The organism is Pseudomonas sp. CCC4.1 (genome assembly GCF_035019225.1).
In the GTDB taxonomy this organism is placed as follows: Bacteria; Pseudomonadota; Gammaproteobacteria; order Pseudomonadales; family Pseudomonadaceae; genus Aquipseudomonas; species Aquipseudomonas bubulae.
In genome coordinates this window covers 30,884-51,992 of sequence record NZ_JASJWL010000032.1, presented here as the reverse complement: position 1 = coordinate 51,992, position 21,109 = coordinate 30,884, and the positions used below count along the sequence as shown (strand labels likewise).

The following is a 21,109-nucleotide window of genomic DNA, read 5'->3' as shown; positions in this document are numbered from 1 at the left end:
CCCCCCCCCCCCCCCCCCCCCCCCCCCCCCCCCCCCCCCCCATTTTTTTTTTACACCCACAACACGCCAACCCAGATGTGTATAAGAGACAGCCCACAGGGAGGGTTGACCGGCAACAGAGTATCTAAAGGAGTTTCACTCAGGTCAGGCGTGCCATCATTTCCAGGGCTTCGGCCTGCTGCTGTGGATTACCCTCCTCCATGACCTCGGTCAGAATATCCCGCGCACCTTCGTCGTCACCCATATCGATATAGGCCTGGGCCAGATCGAGTTTGGTGGCCGTTTCATCGGCGCCCGAGAGGAAGTCGAATTCCGGTTCATCATCGGCAAAGGGCTGCTCCAGCGATGATTGCTCAAGGCTTTGCGACAGGCGATGCAACTCGGCATTGACCTTGTCCAGCTCAAGGGCAAAGCTGTCCGCCGCCACAGCGGGTGGAGCGCTTTCTTCAGCCAGGGACAGGTCAAAGTCCGCCGGCAGGTCCAGATCAAAGTCCGACGCCCCTTCGTGAGCCGCCTGAACCTGAGCCTGCTGTTCAAGCACCGCTTCGAAACTGTCTGCCGCCGGCTTGTCGAGCCCTGCAGGTTCTGGCGTCACGACCGCAGGGGAAGCCGCTTCCAGTTCATCAAGGCTCAGATCAAAATCGTGATCGAACGCTGCAGGTGCAGGTGCAGCAGGCTCCGGCTGCGGTTCGACCTCGCGATCGTCGCGCATCATGTCCTGGACAAATTGCGCTTGCAGCTGGGTGGCCACCGCTGCGGTAGCAATGCCGGCCGCTGCCGCCACCGCCATGCCCGGATAACGATTTTTGAGCTGCTCGACCTGGGCGTGATTCTTGCCATTGGCTACCAGTTGGCGCTCTTGAGCGATAAAAGCGTCACGATCACCCAGTTCGGCGTAAACCCGCATCAACTCAAGACGCAAATCACTGCGCTGGGGCTCCCGATCGATCGCAGCCTTGAGCAATACAACGGCCTCGCTCAACTGACGCTGCTCAATCAACCGCTCGGCCTGATCCAGCACATCAGCCGCAGGCTTGGCCAGGGTAACCGGCGCGACCACCGGAGCTACTGCCTCCACGACCGGTGCAGGTGCAGGTGCAGGTGCAGGTGCAGGTGCAGGATCGATACTGCGCGACGGCGTTTCAAGCCCCTCAAAACTGCTTTGCGGCAGATCCAGATCGGCTGCAAACCCGGACTCATTTTCAAGATCCCGAGCCATTCGCGCATGTTTTTGTGCTTCTTGCAGCGCCTTGCGCCGACGCACGAGCAACAACAGCAAGAGCAGCAACAAGACCGCCCCGCCGCCGACAAGCCCCAGTAATAGCGGGCTGTTCAGCAGGTCCTGAATGTTTCGCTCATGGCCTTGCGTCGCCCCGGTGTCTTCAGGACTTGGTGCCACTGCAGTGGCCGGTGCACCTTCGATTGCCGGCGCAATATCGGCTTCAGGCGCATCCGCGGCCTGTACGCCGGCCAACGCAACTGCCGGGTCGACAGGCGCACCTTTGCCGGCCTCCAGCCTGGCCAGTTGATCGTTCTTCAATTCAATCAAACGCTGCAGCTTGTCCAACTGGCTTTGCAGGTCTTTCATCCGGTCTTGCAGCTCGGCATTTTCACGACGGCTGCTGTCCAGACCTTCCTGAGTCATCGCCAGCTGGTCAGCCAGTTTTTTCGCATCCCCGGCAGCACCCTTGCCTGCCTGAGCGGAAACCAGACTCAAGGCATCCTGATGCACAGCCTTGGCGGCAGGCGCCGGCACAGGCTTGCGACCGGTTGCATCGAGTTGCTGGGCCAAGGGTACGGTGCGACGGCCACTGCGCCAGTCGGCATTTTGCGACGCCACTTCGTTGATGGCCCTGGCCTGGGGCAATTGCACACTTTGCGAGGCATCTGGCAGGCGCAGCACCTGGCCGGTTTTAAGCCGGTTGATATTGCCGTTGATAAACGCATCAGGGTTCAGGGCCTGAATTGCCAGCATGGTCTGCTGCACCGAGCCGCCGTTGCGCGCCTTGGCGGCGATCTCCCACAGTGTGTCACGGGACGTGGTGGTGTACTGCACGGGCGCGGCAGGCGCAGACGTTGATGCCGCCGACGCGGCCTGCGGCGAGAATCGGGCGGGATCGAGCAACACGCTGTAATCGCGCATCAAGCGGCCGTTGGGCCACATCACCTGCACCAGGAAGTTCACAAAAGGTTCGGACAGCGGCTGGCTGGAGGTGACGCGCAATACGCTCTTGCCATCGGCGTTGATGATCGGGGTAAAGCGCAAATCATCCAGAAACGCCGGGCGCGGAACTCCGGCTTTGCTGAACTCCTGTTCGGGGGCAAGGCTTGGCACCACTTGCGCAGCAGTCAGGTCCTTGACATCGAGCAGCTCGATTTCTGCCAGCAGCGGCTGGTTCTGCGCCGACTTGAGCGTCAGCTCCCCAAGCTCAAGCGCCTGCGCCATACCGGATGACAGCGCCGAAGCGGCAGCGATTGCCAACACCAATTTGCGAACCTGAACCATAGCCTCTTCCTTATTGGTACAGGCCTCGTCCCACGAGACCTGTATAGCAGCCAAGTATCTTTTACAGTTGGTCTTTTATCAACAACTCAGCCAACTGCACGGCGTTCAATGCGCCACCCTTGCGTACGTTATCTGACGTCAGCCACAGATTAAGTTCAGATGTGTCGTCCACACCGTGACGCACTCGACCGACATACACCACATCCTGACCTACGGCATCGCCAACAGCAGTCGGGTAGTCACCGGCTTCCACCAGCTCGATACCCTCACCTGCCTCGAGGGCGGCATTGACTTCAACCAGATCCACCGGCCCGGCCAGTTGCAGGGACACGCTGAAGCTGTCACCAAAAAATACCGGCACTTGCACACTGCTGGCCGATACCTTCAGCGTAGGCATAGCCAGAACTTCGCGCAGCTCATTGACCAAACGTTTTTCCAGCGGCACATGGCCCTGTGCGTCCGGCGTGCCGACCTGGGCCAGGACGTTGAAGGCCATCTGACGATCAAAGAAGCTGGTTTCCAGCGGATGCAGGTTCAGCAGCGCGGTGGTTTGGCGTGCCAGCTCCGAGACCGCTTCACGGCCTTGAGCGGAAACTGCCATGCAGGCCGTCACATTGACCCGCTGAATTTCCAGCACTCTTAGCAAAGGCGCCAGCACCACGGCCAGTGCGGTGGCCGAAGGACTCGGGCTGCTGACTTGCAGTGGTTTTTTCAAGGTTGCCAGCACCTGCGCGTTGGCTTCAGGTACCACCTGCGGCGCCTGTGCAGAAGGCAGCGCGCCGGACAGGTCGACCACCATGCTGCCGGCTGCACTGGCCTTGGCAGCAAAACTCAAGGTCACGGCAGGGCCTGCGGCAAAGAATGCCAGCTGTACGCTGCTGAAATCGAACGTGTCGACATCGCGCACCCTGACGTTTTTACCGCGAAAAGGCACCGAATGCCCGTCAGATTCACTGCTGGCCAGCAAGTGCAACTTGCCAACCGGAAAATCACGCTCTTCGAGCATTTGTACGATGGTTTCGCCGACAGTGCCGGTGGCGCCAACGACGGCGATATCAAAGGACTGGTTCATGTATCTACCTCAGGCGAAACGTGGGGAGCGGCACTGTACCGGGCACAACCCCGACAGGCAACGCGCCCGGCCTATTTGATGGATGATGACAATTCGTAGCAGCTGATCATCCAATAAAAAGCCCGCGCCTCTTGCGAGACGCGGGCTTGAACCTGCCGGTGGCGAATTAACGCTCCAGCAAAATCCGCAGCATGCGGCGCAGCGGTTCTGCCGCGCCCCACAGCAACTGGTCGCCCACGGTAAAGGCACCGAGGAACTGCGAACCCATGTTCAGCTTGCGCAGACGGCCCACCGGTACATTCAGGGTGCCGGTAACCTTGGTCGGGCTCAGTTCCTGGATGCTGGCTTCACGCTGGTTTGGCACCAGCTTGACCCAGGGGTTGTGCTGGCTGATCAAACCTTCGATATCGGCGATAGGCACATCTTTGTTCAGCTTGATGGTCAAGGCCTGGCTGTGGCAACGCATCGCACCGATACGTACGCAGATACCGTCCACCGGAACCGGGTTCTTGAAGCGACCCAGGATCTTGTTGGTTTCTGCCTGCGCTTTCCACTCTTCACGGCTTTGACCGTTCGGCAGCTCTTTGTCGATCCACGGGATCAGGCTGCCGGCCAATGGCACACCGAAGTTTTCGGTCGGGTAGGCATCGCTGCGCATGGCCTCGGCCACACGACGGTCGATATCCAGAATCGCGCTGGCCGGGTCGGCCAGTTGATCGGCGACCGCCGCATGAGTGGTGCCCATCTGCTTGATCAGCTCGCGCATGTTCTGCGCACCGGCGCCCGAGGCCGCCTGGTAGGTCATGGCGCTCATCCACTCTACCAGACCGGCTTCGAACAGACCGCCCAGACCCATCAGCATCAGGCTGACAGTGCAGTTGCCGCCGATATAGTTTTTGGTGCCGGCATCCAGCTGCTGGTCGATGACCTTGCGGTTGACCGGGTCCAGAATAATGACCGCATCATCCTGCATGCGCAGGGTCGACGCTGCATCGATCCAGTAACCTTGCCAGCCCGCCTCACGCAGCTTGGGGAACACCTCGCTGGTGTAGTCGCCGCCCTGGCAGGTCAGGATTACATCGAGGGTTTTCAGCTCTTCAATGTTGTAAGCATCCTTGAGCGGGGCAATATCCTTGCCCACGGACGGACCTTGTCCACCGACATTGGAAGTGGTGAAAAACACCGGTTCGATCAGATCGAAATCCTGCTCTTCCAGCATCCGCTGCATGAGCACGGAACCAACCATACCGCGCCAACCGACCAGACCTACACGTTTCATCGCAACTACACCTTTAACAAAAAGTGGGGTCGTTACTTCCACCAACAGGAAGTAACGGGCCCGAGAGATTACAGATTCTGCAGCGCCGCGACTACTGCATTGCCCATTTCCTGTGTTCCGACCCGGGTGCAACCCGTCGACCAGATATCACCGGTACGCAAACCCTGGTCCAGAACCAGGCTTACGGCCTGCTCAATGGCATCGGCAGCAGCGGTCTGGTTGAAGCTGTAACGCAGCATCATCGACACCGACAAAATGGTCGCCAGCGGGTTGGCAATGCCCTGCCCCGCGATGTCCGGCGCCGAACCGTGGCAAGGCTCGTACATGCCCTTGTTGTGGGTGTCCAGGGATGCCGATGGCAGCATGCCGATAGAGCCGGTGAGCATCGAAGCCTGGTCGGACAGGATGTCACCGAACATGTTTTCGGTGACGATCACGTCAAATTGCTTGGGTGCGCGCACCAGTTGCATGGCCGCGTTGTCGACGTACATATGGCTCAGCTCGACGTCCGGGTAGTCCTTGGCCACTTGCTCGACCACTTCACGCCACAGCTGGCTGGACGCCAGCACGTTGGCCTTGTCCACCGAGCAGAGCTTTTTGCCACGCACGCGGGCCATGTCGAAACCGACGCGGGCAATGCGGCGGATTTCGCTTTCGCTGTACGGCAGGGTGTCATAAGCCTGACGCTCACCGTTTTCCAGCTCGCGGGTGCCACGGGGGGCGCCGAAGTAGATACCACCGGTCAATTCGCGAACGATGAGGATATCCAGTCCGGAAACGATTTCCGGCTTGAGGCTCGATGCATCAGCCAGTTGCGGGTACAGGATTGCCGGGCGCAGGTTGCCGAACAGGCCCAGTTGCGCACGGATTTTCAGCAGGCCGCGCTCGGGGCGAATGTCGCGCTCGATCTTGTCCCATTTCGGGCCACCCACGGCGCCCAGCAAGACAGCGTCGGCCGCACGGGCGCGCTCAAGGGTCTCGTCGGCCAACGGTACGCCATGCTTGTCGATGGCTGCGCCGCCGATCAGGTCGTGGGTCAGTTCCAGGCCCAGGTTGAACTTGTCACTGGCCAGCTCCAGCACCTTGACCGCTTCGGCCATGATTTCCGGACCAATACCGTCGCCAGGGAGAATCAGAATCTGCTTGCTCATGGGTTCCTCTTTCTTGTCTGTTGATGCCCCCGCAGGCGCACCCGGAAATATTCAGGTTACTTCTCGGCCCACAGCACCAGCACATCGGTGCTGAACGAACCATCGGCTTCAATTTCAAAATAATCGCGTACTTCGGCGCCCATCGACTGCTGCAACTGGCGGATGGCCGCGCTCATAACCTGTGGCGTACGCATGCGCTCGATCCAGGAGCTGAACTCTAAACGCAAACGCTGACGCTGTGTGCTGCGCACGTGCAAACCGGCTTCGCTGACCTGACGCAGCCATTCGGCGCTCGAATAGTCGCGCACATGGCTGGTGTCGCGCAGCACTTCGACACTTTGCAGGTAGGTGTCGAATAACGGGCTGCCGGGTGAGATCACATCGATAAATGCCGCTACGCCACCCGGCTTGAGCACCCGGCGCACTTCGCGCAGGGCAACGCCCAGATCGCTCCAGTGATGGGCCGAGTAACGGCTGAGCACATAGTCGAACTCGCCATCGGCAAACGGCAAACGCTCTGCCGCGCCGCAAACGGTGCTGATATTGCCCAGCCCGCGATCGCTGGCGGCAGCACTGACCACATCGAGCATTTGTTGCGACAGGTCGTATGCCACCACGTCCTTGACCAGTGCAGCCACATGAAAGCTTACATGGCCCGCGCCACACCCCAGGTCCAGCACCCGCGCTTCAACTTTACCCGCCAGCTCGGCCTTGAGCAGACCGAACTCGGTGCCTTGCGCATGCACGGCGCTGCTCAGATAGGCCGACGCCTGTTCGCCGAACTGCCTTTGTACGACCTGGGTGTGCTGGGCGGTACTGGTCATTAAAACTTCCTTTTAGCGTCAAGACTTGGGTTGTCCACACTGCCGTCATCGCGGGCAAGCCCGCTCCCACATTTGAAATGCATTCCCCTGTGGGTGCCGGGCTTGCCCGCAAAGAGGCCATTCAAGCGTCGCGAAACAACCACGGCTGGCTCGCACGGTGCTTGCTTTCAAACGCGGCAATTGCATCGCCGTCCTGCAAGGTCAGGCCGATATCGTCCAGGCCGTTGAGCAGGCAATGCTTGCGAAACGCATCGATTTCAAAGCCCAGCACCTTGCCATCCGGGCGGGTCACGGTTTGCGCCTCGAGGTCGATCTTGAGCTGGTAACCCGGCTCGGCTTCAACCTGGGCAAACAGCTCATCGACTTCGGCGTCGCTCAGGATGATCGGCAACAAACCGTTCTTGAAGCTGTTATTGAAGAAAATATCGGCGTAGCTCGGCGCGATGATGCTGCGAAAACCGTACTCTTCCAGCGCCCACGGCGCGTGCTCACGGCTGGAGCCGCAACCGAAGTTTTCCCGGGCCAGCAACACACTGGCGCCCTGGTAACGCTCGGCGTTAAGCACAAAATCCTTGTTCAGCGGGCGCTTGGAGTTGTCCTGGTAGGGCTGACCCACATCCAGATAACGCCACTCGTCAAACAGGTTAGGGCCAAAGCCGGTACGCTTGATCGACTTCAGGAATTGCTTGGGAATGATCTGGTCGGTATCGACGTTGGCACGATCCAAAGGCGCGACCAGACCGGTGTGCTGAGTAAAAGCCTTCATGCTGCGCTCCCCTGGATCAATTCACGGACATCAATAAAACGACCATTCACGGCGGCGGCAGCGGCCATGGCCGGGCTGACCAGGTGAGTACGGCCACCGGCGCCCTGACGGCCTTCAAAGTTGCGGTTGGAGGTCGAGGCACAATGCTCGCCCGACTCAAGGCGGTCCGGATTCATCGCCAGGCACATCGAACAACCCGGCTCACGCCATTCAAAACCGGCCTCGATAAAGATCTTGTCCAGACCTTCAGCCTCGGCCTGGGCTTTAACCAGACCCGAGCCCGGCACCACAATCGCCTGCTTGATGGTGGACGCCACCTTGCGCCCCTTGGCAATCACTGCCGCAGCACGCAAGTCTTCGATCCGCGAGTTGGTGCACGAGCCGATAAATACGCGATCGAGCTGGATATCGGTGATCGCCTGGTTGGCGGTCAGGCCCATGTACTTCAATGCACGTTCGATCGAGCCACGCTTGACCAGGTCGGCTTCCTGTGCCGGATCCGGCACGTTCTGATCAACCGCCAGGACCATCTCGGGCGAAGTGCCCCAGCTGACTTGCGGCTTGATCTGCGTAGCGTCCAGTTCAACCACGGTGTCGAACTGCGCATCGCTGTCGGACACCAGGTCTTTCCAGGCTTCGACCGCCAGGTCCCATTCAGCGCCTTTAGGCGAAAACGGACGGCCCTTTACATAATCGACAGTTTTCTGATCGGCGGCCACCAGGCCTACACGGGCACCGGCTTCGATGGACATGTTGCAGATGGTCATGCGGCCTTCGACGGACAAGTCACGAATCGCGCTGCCGGCGAATTCGATGGCATGACCATTGCCGCCCGCGGTGCCGATCTTGCCGATCACGGCCAGTACGATGTCCTTGGCGGTTACGCCGAACGGCAATTGCCCTTCGACCGACACCAGCATGTTCTTCATTTTTTTGGCGACAAGGCACTGGGTGGCGAGCACATGCTCGACCTCGGAAGTGCCGATACCGTGGGCCAATGCACCGAAGGCGCCGTGAGTCGAGGTGTGCGAGTCACCGCAGACCACGGTCATGCCCGGCAAGGTCGCGCCCTGCTCCGGGCCGATCACATGAACGATGCCCTGACGCACGTCGTTCATCTTGAATTCGGTAATGCCGTATTCGTCACAGTTGTCATCCAGGGTTTGCACCTGCAGACGGGAAACCTGATCGGCAATCGCTTCGATCCCGCCTTTACGCTCCGGCGTGGTCGGTACGTTGTGGTCCGGGGTGGCGATGTTGGCATCGATACGCCAAGGCTTGCGCCCGGCCAGCCGCAGGCCTTCAAAGGCTTGCGGCGAGGTCACTTCGTGAATGATGTGACGGTCGATGTAGATCAGCGCCGAGCCATCGTCACGCTGCTTGACCAAATGCGAATCCCAGAGCTTGTCGTAGAGCGTTTTGCCGGCCATCAGACGGTTTCCTCATCAGCTACTTTTCTGTGCCAATAACCACTTGGCTTGTGAGGTCGATCCTATGGGGTTACAGTGAATAACTCAAATTCATAATTTTTATGCTTTGGATAACCAACAGGAATTCGAATAGATGGATCTCGCGAATCTCAATGCGTTTATTGCAATTGCTGAAACCGGCAGTTTTTCCGGGGCCGCCGAACGGCTGTTCCTGACCCAGCCAGCCATCAGCAAACGCATTGCCAGCATCGAGCAGCAACTCAAGCTCAGGCTGTTCGACCGGCTGGGCCGTGAGGTCAGCCTCACCGAAGCCGGCCGGGCCTTGCTGCCGCGCGCTTACCAGATCCTCAACGTACTGGATGACACGCGCCGGGCACTCAACAACCTCAATGGCGAAGTCAGCGGGCGCCTGACCCTGGCTACCAGCCATCATATCGGTCTGCACCGACTGCCACCTTTACTGCGCGAGTTCACCCGCACTTACCCCAAGGTCGCGCTGGATATTCAGTTTCTCGATTCAGAAGTGGCCTACGATGAAATTCTGCATGGGCGTGCCGAACTGGCAGTGATTACCCTGGCGCCGGAGCCCCATTCACTGATTCGCGCGGTACCGGTCTGGGATGACCCGCTGGATTTCGTGGTGGCCCCGGAGCACCGCCTGACCCGGCAAAAAGCCGTAAGCATGGCCGATATTGCACGCCATCCAGCGGTGTTTCCCGGCGGCAATACCTTTACCCATCATATTGTCCATCGCCTGTTTGAAGCCCAGGGCCTGACGCCCAACATCGCCATGAGCACCAATTACCTGGAGACCATCAAGATGATGGTGTCCATCGGCCTGGCCTGGAGCGTGTTGCCGCGCACCATGCTGGATGAGCAGGTGGCATCGATTGCCCTGCCCGGCATCCAGCTGACCCGCCAGCTGGGGTATATCCTGCATACCGAACGCACCTTGTCCAATGCGGCCCATGCCTTTATGACCCTGCTCGATGCCCAGGTAGATGCCCTGCCCGCACAAACGGACGACGCCCAAACCGTACACCGGTGAAATAATCCCGCGCATTTGGCCCGATAAAACAATAAGGACCCGCCATGCAAACTCCTGAAATTTTCATCCTCAGCGCCCGGCGCACGGCCATCGGCACCTTTGGCGGCTCGCTCAAGGACGTGCCCCTGGCCGAGCTGGCCAGCACTGCGGTCAAGGCCGCGTTGCACAGCAGCCAGGTCGACCCCGGGCGCATCGGTCATGTGGTGATGGGCAACGTGATTCCCACCGAGCCCCAGGATGCCTATCTGGCGCGGGTTGCGGCGATCAATGCCGGGATCCCCAAGGAAACCCCGGCCTACAACGTCAACCGCCTGTGCGGTTCGGGCTTGCAGGCGATCATTTCTGCCGCCCATACCCTGATGCTCGGCGACGCCGACTTCGCCATTGGCGCCGGGGCCGAAGCCATGAGCCGCGGCCCCTACCTGATGCCCGCCGCCCGCTGGGGTGCGCGCATGGGCGATACGCCAATGCTCGACTACATGCTGGGTATTTTGCACGACCCGTTCCACGGCATTCATATGGGTGTAACGGCCGAGAATATCGCCCAACGCAACAGCATCAGCCGCCAGGCCCAGGACGCTCTGGCGCTTGAAGACCAGCAACGCGCCGCCCGGGCTATCGAGCAAGGTTACTTCGACAGCCAGATCGCCACCGTCGAGGTACGCAGCCGCAAAGGCAGTGTGATGTTCAGCCAGGACGAGCACCCGCGGGCCACTACCCTGGAGCAGTTGGCGCTGATGAAACCGGCCTTCAAGAAAGACGGCAGCGTGACTGCAGGCAATGCATCGGGGCTCAATGATGGGGCGGCGGCGCTGGTGCTGGCCACTGGCGCGGCAGTACTGGCGGGCAATCTTGCGCCGATGGCGCGGCTGGTGGCCTACGCCCATGCAGGGGTTGAACCCGAGCTGATGGGGTTGGGGCCGATACCGGCAACGCGGCTGGCATTGAAGCGGGCTGGCTTGAAGATCGGTGACATGGACGTGATCGAAGCCAACATTGCCTTCGCCGCCCAGGCGTGTGCCGTGATGCAGGAACTGGATATGGACCCGGCCAGGGTCAACCCCAACGGTTCGGGCATCGCCCTGGGCCACCCGGTGGGGGCCACGGGCGCGATCATCGCGACCAAGGCCATCCATGAACTGCATCGGACACAGGGTCGTTATGCCCTGGCGACCATGTGCATTGGCGGCGGCCAGGGCATAGCGGTGATTTTCGAACGGGTGTGAAACACGACCAAAACTCGTAGCAACTGCCGCCGAACGCAGCATCGTTCCTTCGGCAGCCGCTACGAGCCCAACGGTTATTTACCGGCTGTCAACGTGGAGTAGCTGGTGATCAGATTGCGATAGTCCGGGATATGGTTGGAGAACAGCGCGCCCAGGCCTTCAATGTCATTGCGCCAGTCGCGATGCAGCTCACAGGCCAGACCAAACCAGGTCATCAGTTGCGCACCCGAGGATGACATGCGATCCCAGGCCGAATGGCGGGTGATTTCGTTGAACGTACCCGACGCATCCGTCACAACAAACACCTCATAGCCTTCAGCCAGTGCCGACAGTGCCGGGAATGCCACGCAGACCTCAGTGACCACCCCTGCGATGATCAGTTGCTTTTTACCTGTTGCCTTGACCGCCTTGACAAAATCCTCGTTGTCCCAGGCATTGATCTGCCCCGGGCGGGCGATATAGGGCGCTTGCGGGAACAGCGCCTTCAACTCGGGCACCAGCGGGCCGTTGGGTCCGGTTTCGAAGCTGGTGGTCAAAATGGTCGGCAACTTGAAGTACTTGGCCAGATCAGCCAGCGCCAGCACGTTGTTCTTGAATTTGTCCGGTTCGATATCCCGCACCAGCGACAGCAAACCCGCCTGATGGTCCACCAACAAAACGGCGGCATTGTCCTTGTCCAAACGCTTGTAAGAAGTTGTCACAGGGTTTACCTCTCTGGGATAAGACAGAAAAGGCCAGGCCATGACCCTCATGGCCTGGCATTGCGCTTCGGTGCAGCATTGCTACGCGGGCATGCGGCCAAACTTGCCCGACTGGAAGTCCACAAACGCCTGATGGATTTCGGCGTCGGTGTTCATCACAAACGGCCCATGGCCCACGATCGGTTCGTCGATCGGCTCGCCGCTGAGGACCAGCAGCACGGCGTCGTTATTGGCTTCAAGGCGGATGCTCGAGCCATCACGCTCAAACAGCGCAAGCTGCCCTTCACGCACCACGTCCTGACCGTTGACCTCGACCGCACCATGCAGCACCACCAGCGCAGTGTTGCGGCCCGGGTGAAGATCCAGCGTAGTCGACTTGCCCGCATTCAAGCGGATATCCCACACGTCGATCGGCGTAAAGGTATGGGCCGGGCCGCGTTTGCCATCGAACTCACCGGCAATCAGGCGCAAACGGCCGGCATCGTCCTTGAGCGCCAGGTCGGGGATGTCACGGTCGACGATGCCCTGATACCCCGGCGCGGCCATTTTGTCCTTTGCCGGCAGGTTGACCCATAGCTGCACCATCTCCAGCGGGCCGCCACTGCGGGCAAACGCCTCGGAATGGAACTCCTCGTGCAGGATGCCGGACGCTGCGGTCATCCACTGCACATCACCCGGGCCGATCACCCCGCCGTTGCCGGTGGAGTCACGGTGTTCCACTTCGCCCTTGTAGACGATGGTCACCGTTTCAAAACCACGGTGCGGGTGCTGGCCTACACCACGACGCTCTGTAGTGGGCGTGAACTCGGCTGGCCCGGCGTAATCCAGCAACAGAAACGGGCTGATGTGTTTGCCCATGCTGTCGTAGGAAAACATCGTGCGAACCGGAAAACCATCGCCGACCCAATGAGGGCGGGGGGCCTGATAAACACCAAGAATTTTTTTCATGTTGCACCTCCTGTAAATCATGGCAACAACTATAGATTCGTCGCACCCATAAGACTAGATAGGTTTTTTGGTACTGATCGTTCTATGGATGGAACAATTATTCCGCCCTGCATCAGCGGGTCAAGCCTGTAATGGCCGGAGCAAAACCAACTAAATCAGAAACTTGTTTCTGGTTTATCAATCGTGCTGCGTCTAATAACTATTCCTATTAACAAGAATGAAATTTCTTACTTCGGAGCCTAGGCACGCGATGCAACGACCCAACTTGAGCCGGACCCCTCTTTCGATCGCCACCCAACGCCGGACGGTACGTCACACCTTGCTGTCCAGTGCCCTGATGGCCTCGGTCATGCTGGGGGCATCCCTTGCCAGCGCGGCGCCGGTGGCCCTGAACATTCCGTCGCAAGCCCTGGCCAGCGCGCTGAATGAACTGGGCAAGCAGGCCAACCTGCAGATCCTCTACAGCCCGGATCAGGTGCAAGGCATCAAGTCGCGTCCAGTGAGCGGTTCGCTGGAGCCGGTCAAGGCACTGGAGTCACTGCTGCAGGGCAGCGGCATCTCGTATCAGCTCAACGGCGACACGGTGATTTTGAGCGCCCCCCAAGGCAAAGGTCTGGAACTGGGTGCAACCACTGTCACAGGCCAGGGCCTGGGCGATTCGCTGACCACCGAAGACACCCATTCCTATACCACCGGCGCCAGCAACAGCTCGACCAAACTGCCGCTGTCGATTCGCGAAACCCCGCAGACCGTCACAGTAGTCACCCGCCAACTGATGGACGATCAAGCCGCACAGAGCATCGGCGATGTACTGCGCAACGCGCCGGGCATTTCCACCCAGGCCTACGACAGCGACCGCATGGAGTACTCGGCCCGCGGCTATGCCATCACCAACTTTCAGTACGACGGGGTCAACACCCTGTATGACGGCGTGTTCGATGAAGGTGCGACCAAGGTCGATATGGCCCTGTATGACCGCGTTGATATCGTCAAGGGCGCTACCGGCCTGTTGTCCGGCTCGGGCGAGCCGTCGGCCACGGTCAACCTGATTCGCAAAAAACCGACCCGCGACTTCAAGGCATCGGTCACTGCCAGCGCGGGCTCGTGGGACAACTATCGCACCGAAGGTGATATCTCCGGGCCGTTGAATGACGATGGCAGCGTGCGCGGGCGAATGGTGGCGGTTTACCAGGATGCCGACTCGTACCGCGACCACTACTCACGTAAAAATGACGTGTTCTACGGCATCATCCAGGCCGACCTCACCCCCGACACCCTGTTCACCTTCGGCATGGACTACCAGAATATCAAGCCTCGCGGCTCGTCCTGGACCGGCAACCCGTATTACTTCTCCAACTACACCAAAACCGACTTCAGCCGCTCGTTCAACCCGGCCACCGACTGGAGCCGCCGCGACGTCCAGATCCAGTCCACCTTCGCCTCCCTGGAGCACCGTTTCGCCAATGACTGGAAAGTCAAAGGCACCCTCACCCAGCAAACCAACGACCACGACACCCTGCTGGGTTCGGCCAGCGGCGGGATGCCTGATCCGGTCACGGGTGACGGCATGTTCTTCTACTGGGGCCAGTGGGAAGGCCATCGCGTCCAGAACACCTTCGATATCAATGCGACCGGCCCGTTTACCCTGTTTGGCCGCGAACATGAACTGGTAGTGGGAGCAACCTCCCAGACCTCCCGCCAGACCGGCGCGACCTTCGACGGCAGCGAATTCCGTGAGCTGTCGAGCAGCATTTTTGACTGGAACGGCAAATACCCGAGACCGGACTTCCCGAAAAACGGCAAATACGAAACCAACCAAAATCAAAACAGCGCCTATATCGCCGCACGCTTCAAGCCGGCAGACGACTGGTCGATTATCCTTGGCAGCCGCGTAAGTGATTTCCAGTACAACAGCACCTACAAGTACTACGAGCAGACCAGCACGTTCCAGGACAACAAGACCACGGCAAAACAGCACGGCGAGGTGACGCCCTACGCCGGGGTTGTCTACGACATCAACGACAACTATTCGGTGTACGGCAGCTACACCTCGATCTACAAACCTCTTACCGAGCAGAGCAGTTCCGGTGCCACCCTGGCCCCCACAGAAGGCAACAGCTACGAACTCGGTTTGAAGGGCGAGTACTTTGATGGCCGCTTGAATGCCAGTGCGGCCGTTTTCCGTACCGAGCAAAAAAATGTACCGATTCAGGTCGGCACCAACGCCAACACCAACCTGGGCATCTATGAATCCCTTGATGGTGCGACCACCAACGGCATCGAGCTGGAACTGGCCGGTGAACTGATGCCGGACTGGAACCTGATCGCCGGCTACACCTACGCCCGCACCCGCTCTGATGATGGCGAACGTGTCTACGGCTACCCGCTGGAAACCACCAAGCCGGAAAACGTGGCGCGGTTGTTCACCACTTACCGCCTGCCGGGGGTGCTGAACAAAGTCACCGTGGGCGGTGGCGTGAACTGGCAAAGCCCGTTCTACGGCAAGATCTACAACGATGCCAAGGGCGACTACGACATCATCGAGCAGCACAGCTACGCGCTGGTCAACCTGATGACCCGCTACGAGTACAACGAACACCTGACGTTTAACCTCAACGCCAACAACGTGTTCGATAAAAAGTACCTGTCGGGGCTGGGTAACTTCAACACCACCTACTATGGCGAACCACGCAGCCTGATGCTGACGTCCAAGTACACCTTCTAAGTCAGCAGCGGCAACGAGCCTGCTCGCGAAGGCCAAGCGCATCGCGAGCAGACCGTATCAGGCACTCACGGCTTTTTTCAGCGCCACCGGTTGCAAGTCAAAACGCTCCGCCAGAAACGGCGTGACCTCCAGCGGCAGCGGCTCTTGCCGCACCAGTGCGTCGAGCATGACACCGGTGATCGCCGAAGTCAGGATGCCGGTACGGAAATGCCCGCAGGCATTCAAATACCCCTCAATCCCCTTCATGGGCCCCAGGATCGGCAGCTCATCGGGGGAGCCTGGCCGCAACCCGGCCCAGGTACGCTTCAGGTTGGCGTCCTTGAGTTCGGGAATACAGCGCATCGCTCCCTGTACCAGCCCGGTGATTTCAGGGAAGGTGGTGGTCACGTCGAAGCCTTTGTCTTCGGTAGTGCTGCCAATCAGGATTTCGCCGTTGTCCTTTTGCGCCAGGTAGCAATCACTGGTGGTCAGGCAGCCGTTCAGCAACTTGGGCATGCGCTCGGTCAATACAATCTGCCCCTTGACCGGTGCCACAGGGATACTCAAGTCAGTGGCCATCACGCTGAGTTCTGCCGCCCAGGCGCCAGCGGCATTAATCAGGGTTTTGCAGTGGAACGCGCCTTGGCTGTCGGTGCGCACGCCGGTCACCTTGCTGCCCTGACGCATGACCTCGATGACGTTGGTGTTGAAGTACAGATCGACTCCATTTTGCCGGGCCCCTTCGGTGTAGGCATCGGTCAACCGGAACGGGCTCACCTGGTGATCGCACAAAAACTCCAGCGCACCTTGCGCATCGTGACTGACGCTCGGCTCCGCCTCGCGCAGGGCCGCCTGGTCGAGCCAGCGCACCTCATCGGCCAGATGCGGGATATTGGCGACAATATGCTCGGCATAGAGCCGGTCTTCATCGTCATAAATCACGTACTTGAGCCCGGTGCGCTCGAACTTGAAATCCATCCCGTGGTTTTCCAGCAGTTCCTTGTGCAAGCCGGGGTACAAGGCATTGGATTGCAGGGCAAACTCGAAAAAACACGCTGGCAGGATATGCGGGGTACTGGCGTCGACAATCACGGCCGAACCCTGGGCTTCACGCTTGCGTTCGGCAGACATCATGCGAAAAAAAATCACCCCGCAACCCAGCCCCACCGACTCGCCGATGGCCCACAGCCCGCCTGCCGACGCGCGGCTGGCATTGCCGGGGCGCTTGCAGTCGATCAGGGCTATTTTAAGATCCTTGCGCCGGGACAGGTGATACGCACAGGAGGCGCCAATAACACCGCCACCGGCGATGACAACGTCATAGGTTTTGATCATGTCAGGCATCCTTGCTCGCGTTGATAAAAGCCGAAAACGGCACGGGTTCCAGCGGGAATCGCGGGCGCAACCAGCCCACATCCTTGCGCCCGGTGGCTTCACGCAGGCGGTCACTGCAATAACCGACACACATGCGGCCCTGGCAGTCGCCCATGCTGATGCGTGTGCGCATTTTAAGGCTGGCCATATCCTGCACGCCCTGGCTGAGCGCAAGGTCGATATCGGCGCGGGTGACATGCTCGCAACGGCATACCACCGTGTCGGCCTGGGGCAGATCGATCTGGCGCGTACCACGCCGGGTATAACGATCAATCCCGCCGCGAAAGCGCATGAGGGTGTTGAGCCTGGACAGGTACTCGCGGCGCTGTTCAAGCGCCTGTTTTACACTCAGGACCCCACGCTGCTGCAAGATCGACAACGCGCCAATCCGCCCCGTGAGCATCGCTGCCTCGCCCCCGCGCATGCCCGTGACATCACCGGCCAGGTGGATTGACGCCTGACTGCTCTGCTGCCAGTTGTCGGCTTTGGCCGCCAGATAACCGTCGACGTTGTAAGCATGATCCAGACCCATCTGCTGGCTGAGCTGAGTGCGTGGAATAAAGCCATAACCCACCGCCAGGGTGCAGGCTTTCACCGCCTGCGCCTGGCTCATGTCGGCCTGCCAGGTGCTAGAATAGGGAGCCACGATCACTTCGCTCAGTTCCCCTTCGCCAAACGCCTGCACCACACCCCAGCCGTAATGCACGGCCACGCCATGGCGCTTGAGGTAAACCAGCATGCTCAGGCCGTCGAGGAACAACTGGGGCTGGTTGAGCAGCGCCAGGCTTTCCTTGGCAATGCGGCCAAACTCGCACGCTTCATATACCCCGGCCACTTCCACACCCGCTGCGTGCAACTGGCACGCCACCAGCATCAGCAAGGGCCCGGTGCCCGCAATCAGCGTCGGCCCACGGGGTTTGACAACACCACTTTTGATCTGCAGCTGCAGGCCACCCAGCATGATCACACCCGGGGTGGTCCAACCCGGGAACGGCACGCTGCGCTCATGGCAGCCAGCGGACAGCAGCAGTTGATCGAAGCCGATTTGCTGCAATTGCTCATGCTCATCCAGCACTTGCAGGCTTTGCTGACCTTGCCCGCCGACAACGCGATGGTTGAGGCGTACATCCACTGAGTGGGCAATGACCGAAAATTCGCCGTGCAACTTGTGCAGCGCAGCCTTGTAGCGTTCTCCCAGATAGTCGAGTTCGACACCGTCGCGCAAAGGCCCGCGATAAACTACACCACCCAGCCGCGAGGCTTCTTCGAACAACGTGCTTTGCACGCCATGCTGCGCCAGCTCTATTGCCGCCGACATCCCTGCCGGTCCGCCACCGACAATCACCGTACGGGCGCTCATAGCATCAGCTCCTGGCTGGCGACGCGGTTGATCCCGGTCTCGACCTGCATACCGGGCTTTACCACGGTCTGGCAGGCGCGACGCTTGTGCCTGCCATCGATATTCACCAGACAGCAGTAGCACACGCCCATGCCGCAATAAGCGCCCGTCATCCGCCCGTGGTCGTTGCGCGACAGTTGCCGCACACCCACTGAGTTCAACACGCTGAGCACGGTTTCACCTTGAGCGGCATTGACTGGCTGGCCATTGACCAGAATGGACATGTCGGCCTGCCTCAAGGGTTGAATATCGTACTGTCGCTTCAAGTCATCCATGTCTGTCATCCTTTTTATGTGGTGTTGCCCGGTCAATCACTGGCACCGGGTACCAGGGCCGACGACCTTAGCCTGCTCCTGAAAACAAACATTGATGCGTGCCAATAAACGTCGCGTTTCATGTGTTTTCCAGCCATTACCCTTACACTGCAAGCCCCTTGCACACTGGCGCGCTTATGGACCTCGACCTGGCCCGTACCTTCCTTGAAATTGTCCGCTACGGCAGCCTGGTGGGTGCGGCCGAAAAGCTGCACGTTACCCAGACAGCCGTGACCGCACGGGTACACAAGCTCGAAAGCCTGCTCGGCGTCACCCTGTTTACCCGCAACCGCGCCGGCGCAAAACTCACCCCCGAAGGCGAGGCCTTTGTGGTGTACGCCAACCAGTTGCTGCACACCTGGGAAGCCGCACGGCGCGATCTGCCGCGCCCCGAAGGCTTGCATCAGTTGCTGCATATCGGCGGGGAAGTCAGCCTGTGCAACCCGCTGATCCTCAACTGGGCCAAAGCCCTGCGTCAGCACCTCACCAGCCATGCCTTGCGCATACAAATCAGCGATGCCGAACAATTACTGCGTCAGATCGAGATGGGCCTGCTGGATGCTGCACTGGTCTATCAGCCCGCCTACTGGCCCGGTGTGCAAGTGGAGCAGTTGCTGGAGGAAAAACTGATCCAGATCCGCCGCCCCGAACAACCTGAACCTTATGTATACGTCGAATGGGGTGAGGGTTTTCGCCGCCAGCATGACGCCGCCCTGCCCGACAGGGCGCGAGCGGCCATCAGCTTCAACCTGGGCCCGGTGGCCTTGCATTACATCCTGGACAACGGCGGCAGCGGCTACTTCCGCACCCGTGTGGTCGAGCGCTATCTGGACAGCGGTGCCCTGGAACGGGTGCCCAAGGCCCCGGAATTCAGCTACCCCACCTACCTGGTGTACTCCCGCGCGCGTGACTGCGCAGCCTTGCAACAGGGCATCGCGCTGCTGCGCGAAATCGTCAGGCAGGACAGCGACTGGTCACAGCCCCGGGAGCCGGAAATTTAAGTCGCCAGGCGCCGGATGAAAGCTTTCAGCTTTGTGCCAGATCCCTTAGTCTGCGAGCGTTGAATCACCCATAAAAACAATACAGGTGGCACATGACCGACCTAACCCGGGCCAACGAAAGCTGGCTGACATCGCCGATCCATCAACAGTGGCTGCGCGATCAGGGCCAGGCGCTGGTGGATTTCGCCAAGGCCGCCCGCGTGCCCTGCGGCTTCGCCGCGCTCGACCCGTTTGGTCGCCGCCCGGACAACGCCCCGGCAGACACCATCACCACCGCACGCATGGTGCACAGTTTTGCCCTGGCCCATATTCAAGGCCTGCCCGGTTGCGCGCCGCTGATCGACCACGGCCTGGCCGCACTGGCCGGGCCGCTGCGTGATGCCGTGCATGGCGGCTGGTTTGCCCGCCCCGGCGCGCAGGACGGCAACACGCGCAAAGCGGCCTATCTGCATGCCTTTGTCGCGCTGGCCGCCAGCTCTGCAGCGGTGGCCGGGCGCGGTGGTGCGGCCGAGTTGCTGGGCGATGCGGTGGCCATTCTTGAAGGCAATTTCTGGTCCGAGGCAGAAGGCGCCCTGCTGGAAAGCTTTGCCCGCGACTGGAGTGACTGCGAGGCGTATCGCGGAGCCAACAGCAATATGCACGGTGTCGAAGCTTTTCTGGCCCTGGCCGATGTCCTCGATGAAGACCTGTGGCTCGATCGCGCCCTGTCGATTGCCGAAAAGCTTGTTCACCAGCATGCAGCGCAATCCGGCTACCTGCCCGTGGAACATTTCGACAGCCAGTGGCAGCCATTGCCCGATTACAACCGGGACAACCCGGCAGACGGTTTTCGCCCGTTCGGCAAAACGCCCGGCCACGCCTTCGAATGGGCGCGCCTGCTGTTGCACCTCGAGGCGGCCCGCAAGCAACGCGGCCTGGCGGCGCCCGAATGGCTGCTGGAAGACGCGCGGCGGTTATTCGCCAGTGCATGCCAGTTCGGCTGGAACGTCGATGGTGACTGCGGAATCGTCTACACCGTGGACTGGAACCACCAGCCGCTGGTGCGTGAGCGTCTGCACTGGACCCTGGCCGAAGCCTCGGCAGCTGCGGCGGCGTTATTGCAACGCAGCGGTGAGCATGAATACGAAGTCTGGTATCAACAGTTCTGGGACTATATCGACCTGTACATGATCGACCGCCAGAACGGTAGCTGGCATCACGAACTGGGGATCGACAACCTGCCTTCGCAAAATATCTGGCCGGGCAAGCCGGACCTTTACCATGCTTACCAGGCCACGCTGCTGCCCCGTTTGCCGTTGGCTATCAGCCTGGCCAGCGCGCTCAAGCTGCGGCGCTGAGCAATCCCGCCCCCGTAGCAGAGCGCTCC

17 protein-coding genes are annotated in these 21,109 nt (G+C 60.2%); 5 read left to right on the top strand and 12 right to left on the bottom strand.

Annotated features, from left to right (window positions below):
• Positions 1-139: 139 nt before the first annotated feature.
• The 7 genes from QN377_RS14180 to leuC all read right to left on the bottom strand — a co-directional run bounded on the left by QN377_RS14180 (position 140) and on the right by leuC (position 9,028).
• Positions 140-2,506 (bottom strand): FimV/HubP family polar landmark protein, encoded by a 2,367-nt coding sequence (locus QN377_RS14180; RefSeq protein ID WP_133144406.1) that lies wholly within the window; start codon positions 2,504-2,506, stop codon positions 140-142.
• Positions 2,507-2,567: 61 nt separating this feature from the next.
• On the bottom strand, positions 2,568-3,578 hold the full coding sequence (locus QN377_RS14175; RefSeq protein ID WP_095018882.1) for an aspartate-semialdehyde dehydrogenase: 1,011 nt from the start codon (positions 3,576-3,578) through the stop codon (positions 2,568-2,570).
• A 166-nt stretch (positions 3,579-3,744) separates the two neighbouring features.
• Positions 3,745-4,857 (bottom strand): aspartate-semialdehyde dehydrogenase, encoded by a 1,113-nt coding sequence (gene asd, locus QN377_RS14170; RefSeq protein ID WP_095002435.1) that lies wholly within the window; start codon positions 4,855-4,857, stop codon positions 3,745-3,747.
• A gap of 68 nt (positions 4,858-4,925) precedes the next feature.
• On the bottom strand, positions 4,926-6,008 hold the full coding sequence (gene leuB, locus QN377_RS14165) for a 3-isopropylmalate dehydrogenase (RefSeq protein WP_095002434.1): 1,083 nt from the start codon (positions 6,006-6,008) through the stop codon (positions 4,926-4,928).
• A gap of 56 nt (positions 6,009-6,064) precedes the next feature.
• Positions 6,065-6,832, bottom strand: coding sequence for a class I SAM-dependent methyltransferase (locus tag QN377_RS14160; RefSeq protein WP_095002433.1), 768 nt, complete (start codon positions 6,830-6,832; stop codon positions 6,065-6,067).
• Between the two features lie 121 nt (positions 6,833-6,953).
• On the bottom strand, positions 6,954-7,598 hold the full coding sequence (leuD, locus tag QN377_RS14155; RefSeq protein WP_095002432.1) for a 3-isopropylmalate dehydratase small subunit: 645 nt from the start codon (positions 7,596-7,598) through the stop codon (positions 6,954-6,956).
• The gene (gene leuC, locus QN377_RS14150) at positions 7,595-9,028 is read right to left on the bottom strand and encodes a 3-isopropylmalate dehydratase large subunit (RefSeq protein ID WP_095002431.1); all 1,434 of its coding nucleotides are present in this window, start codon (positions 9,026-9,028) and stop codon (positions 7,595-7,597) included. Before leuC ends, leuD begins: the two co-directional genes overlap by 4 nt.
• Positions 9,029-9,161: 133 nt before the next feature.
• On the opposite strand from leuC, the gene QN377_RS14145 reads away from it, so the two are divergent.
• Both QN377_RS14145 and QN377_RS14140 read left to right on the top strand, forming a co-directional pair.
• Positions 9,162-10,076 (top strand): LysR family transcriptional regulator, encoded by a 915-nt coding sequence (locus QN377_RS14145; RefSeq protein ID WP_095002430.1) that lies wholly within the window; start codon positions 9,162-9,164, stop codon positions 10,074-10,076.
• Positions 10,077-10,120: 44 nt separating this feature from the next.
• On the top strand, positions 10,121-11,302 hold the full coding sequence (locus QN377_RS14140; protein WP_095021359.1) for an acetyl-CoA C-acyltransferase family protein: 1,182 nt from the start codon (positions 10,121-10,123) through the stop codon (positions 11,300-11,302).
• A 74-nt stretch (positions 11,303-11,376) separates the two neighbouring features.
• Here QN377_RS14140 and ycaC read toward each other — a convergent pair whose 3' ends face one another.
• Together ycaC and QN377_RS14130 are read right to left on the bottom strand one after the other, a co-directional pair.
• The gene (gene ycaC / locus QN377_RS14135) at positions 11,377-12,003 is read right to left on the bottom strand and encodes an isochorismate family cysteine hydrolase YcaC (protein ID WP_095002456.1); all 627 of its coding nucleotides are present in this window, start codon (positions 12,001-12,003) and stop codon (positions 11,377-11,379) included.
• 81 nt (positions 12,004-12,084) lie between these two features.
• Positions 12,085-12,951: a pirin family protein gene (locus tag QN377_RS14130; protein WP_095025095.1), complete on the bottom strand. Its 867-nt coding sequence runs from the start codon at positions 12,949-12,951 to the stop codon at positions 12,085-12,087.
• Positions 12,952-13,201: 250 nt separating this feature from the next.
• Between QN377_RS14130 and QN377_RS14125 the strand changes: the two genes are divergently transcribed.
• On the top strand, positions 13,202-15,676 hold the full coding sequence (locus tag QN377_RS14125) for a TonB-dependent siderophore receptor (RefSeq protein WP_095024497.1): 2,475 nt from the start codon (positions 13,202-13,204) through the stop codon (positions 15,674-15,676).
• A 57-nt stretch (positions 15,677-15,733) separates the two neighbouring features.
• On the opposite strand, the gene hcnC is transcribed toward QN377_RS14125, so the two are convergent.
• The 3 genes from hcnC to hcnA are packed head-to-tail and all read right to left on the bottom strand — an operon-like array spanning position 15,734 to position 18,703.
• On the bottom strand, positions 15,734-16,990 hold the full coding sequence (gene hcnC, locus QN377_RS14120) for a cyanide-forming glycine dehydrogenase subunit HcnC (RefSeq protein WP_322213126.1): 1,257 nt from the start codon (positions 16,988-16,990) through the stop codon (positions 15,734-15,736).
• A 1-nt stretch (position 16,991) separates the two neighbouring features.
• Positions 16,992-18,389: a cyanide-forming glycine dehydrogenase subunit HcnB gene (gene hcnB, locus QN377_RS14115; protein ID WP_322213127.1), complete on the bottom strand. Its 1,398-nt coding sequence runs from the start codon at positions 18,387-18,389 to the stop codon at positions 16,992-16,994.
• On the bottom strand, positions 18,386-18,703 hold the full coding sequence (hcnA, locus tag QN377_RS14110) for a cyanide-forming glycine dehydrogenase subunit HcnA (protein ID WP_322213128.1): 318 nt from the start codon (positions 18,701-18,703) through the stop codon (positions 18,386-18,388). The genes hcnB and hcnA overlap by 4 nt, the downstream gene beginning before the upstream one ends.
• A 176-nt stretch (positions 18,704-18,879) precedes the next feature.
• On the opposite strand from hcnA, the gene QN377_RS14105 reads away from it, so the two are divergent.
• Together QN377_RS14105 and QN377_RS14100 are read left to right on the top strand one after the other, a co-directional pair.
• On the top strand, positions 18,880-19,743 hold the full coding sequence (locus QN377_RS14105) for a LysR family transcriptional regulator (RefSeq protein WP_322213129.1): 864 nt from the start codon (positions 18,880-18,882) through the stop codon (positions 19,741-19,743).
• A 92-nt stretch (positions 19,744-19,835) separates the two neighbouring features.
• Positions 19,836-21,080 (top strand): AGE family epimerase/isomerase, encoded by a 1,245-nt coding sequence (locus QN377_RS14100; protein WP_322213130.1) that lies wholly within the window; start codon positions 19,836-19,838, stop codon positions 21,078-21,080.
• The last annotated feature ends 29 nt before the right edge of the window (positions 21,081-21,109 follow it).

Excerpts from the sequence above, each read along its gene's own strand:
- QN377_RS14180 (WP_133144406.1), bottom strand. The coding sequence starts at position 2,506 with ATGGTTCAGGTTCGCAAATTGGTGTTGGCAATCGCTGCCGCTTCGGCG.
- QN377_RS14175 (WP_095018882.1), bottom strand. The coding sequence starts at position 3,578 with ATGAACCAGTCCTTTGATATCGCCGTCGTTGGCGCCACCGGCACTGTC.
- asd (WP_095002435.1), bottom strand. The coding sequence starts at position 4,857 with ATGAAACGTGTAGGTCTGGTCGGTTGGCGCGGTATGGTTGGTTCCGTG.
- leuB (WP_095002434.1), bottom strand. The coding sequence starts at position 6,008 with ATGAGCAAGCAGATTCTGATTCTCCCTGGCGACGGTATTGGTCCGGAA.
- QN377_RS14160 (WP_095002433.1), bottom strand. The coding sequence starts at position 6,832 with ATGACCAGTACCGCCCAGCACACCCAGGTCGTACAAAGGCAGTTCGGC.
- leuD (WP_095002432.1), bottom strand. The coding sequence starts at position 7,598 with ATGAAGGCTTTTACTCAGCACACCGGTCTGGTCGCGCCTTTGGATCGT.
- leuC (WP_095002431.1), bottom strand. The coding sequence starts at position 9,028 with ATGGCCGGCAAAACGCTCTACGACAAGCTCTGGGATTCGCATTTGGTC.
- QN377_RS14145 (WP_095002430.1), top strand. The coding sequence starts at position 9,162 with ATGGATCTCGCGAATCTCAATGCGTTTATTGCAATTGCTGAAACCGGC.
- QN377_RS14140 (WP_095021359.1), top strand. The coding sequence starts at position 10,121 with ATGCAAACTCCTGAAATTTTCATCCTCAGCGCCCGGCGCACGGCCATC.
- QN377_RS14130 (WP_095025095.1), bottom strand. The coding sequence starts at position 12,951 with ATGAAAAAAATTCTTGGTGTTTATCAGGCCCCCCGCCCTCATTGGGTC.
- QN377_RS14125 (WP_095024497.1), top strand. The coding sequence starts at position 13,202 with ATGCAACGACCCAACTTGAGCCGGACCCCTCTTTCGATCGCCACCCAA.
- hcnC (WP_322213126.1), bottom strand. The coding sequence starts at position 16,990 with ATGATCAAAACCTATGACGTTGTCATCGCCGGTGGCGGTGTTATTGGC.
- hcnB (WP_322213127.1), bottom strand. The coding sequence starts at position 18,389 with ATGAGCGCCCGTACGGTGATTGTCGGTGGCGGACCGGCAGGGATGTCG.
- hcnA (WP_322213128.1), bottom strand. The coding sequence starts at position 18,703 with ATGGATGACTTGAAGCGACAGTACGATATTCAACCCTTGAGGCAGGCC.
- QN377_RS14105 (WP_322213129.1), top strand. The coding sequence starts at position 18,880 with ATGGACCTCGACCTGGCCCGTACCTTCCTTGAAATTGTCCGCTACGGC.
- QN377_RS14100 (WP_322213130.1), top strand. The coding sequence starts at position 19,836 with ATGACCGACCTAACCCGGGCCAACGAAAGCTGGCTGACATCGCCGATC.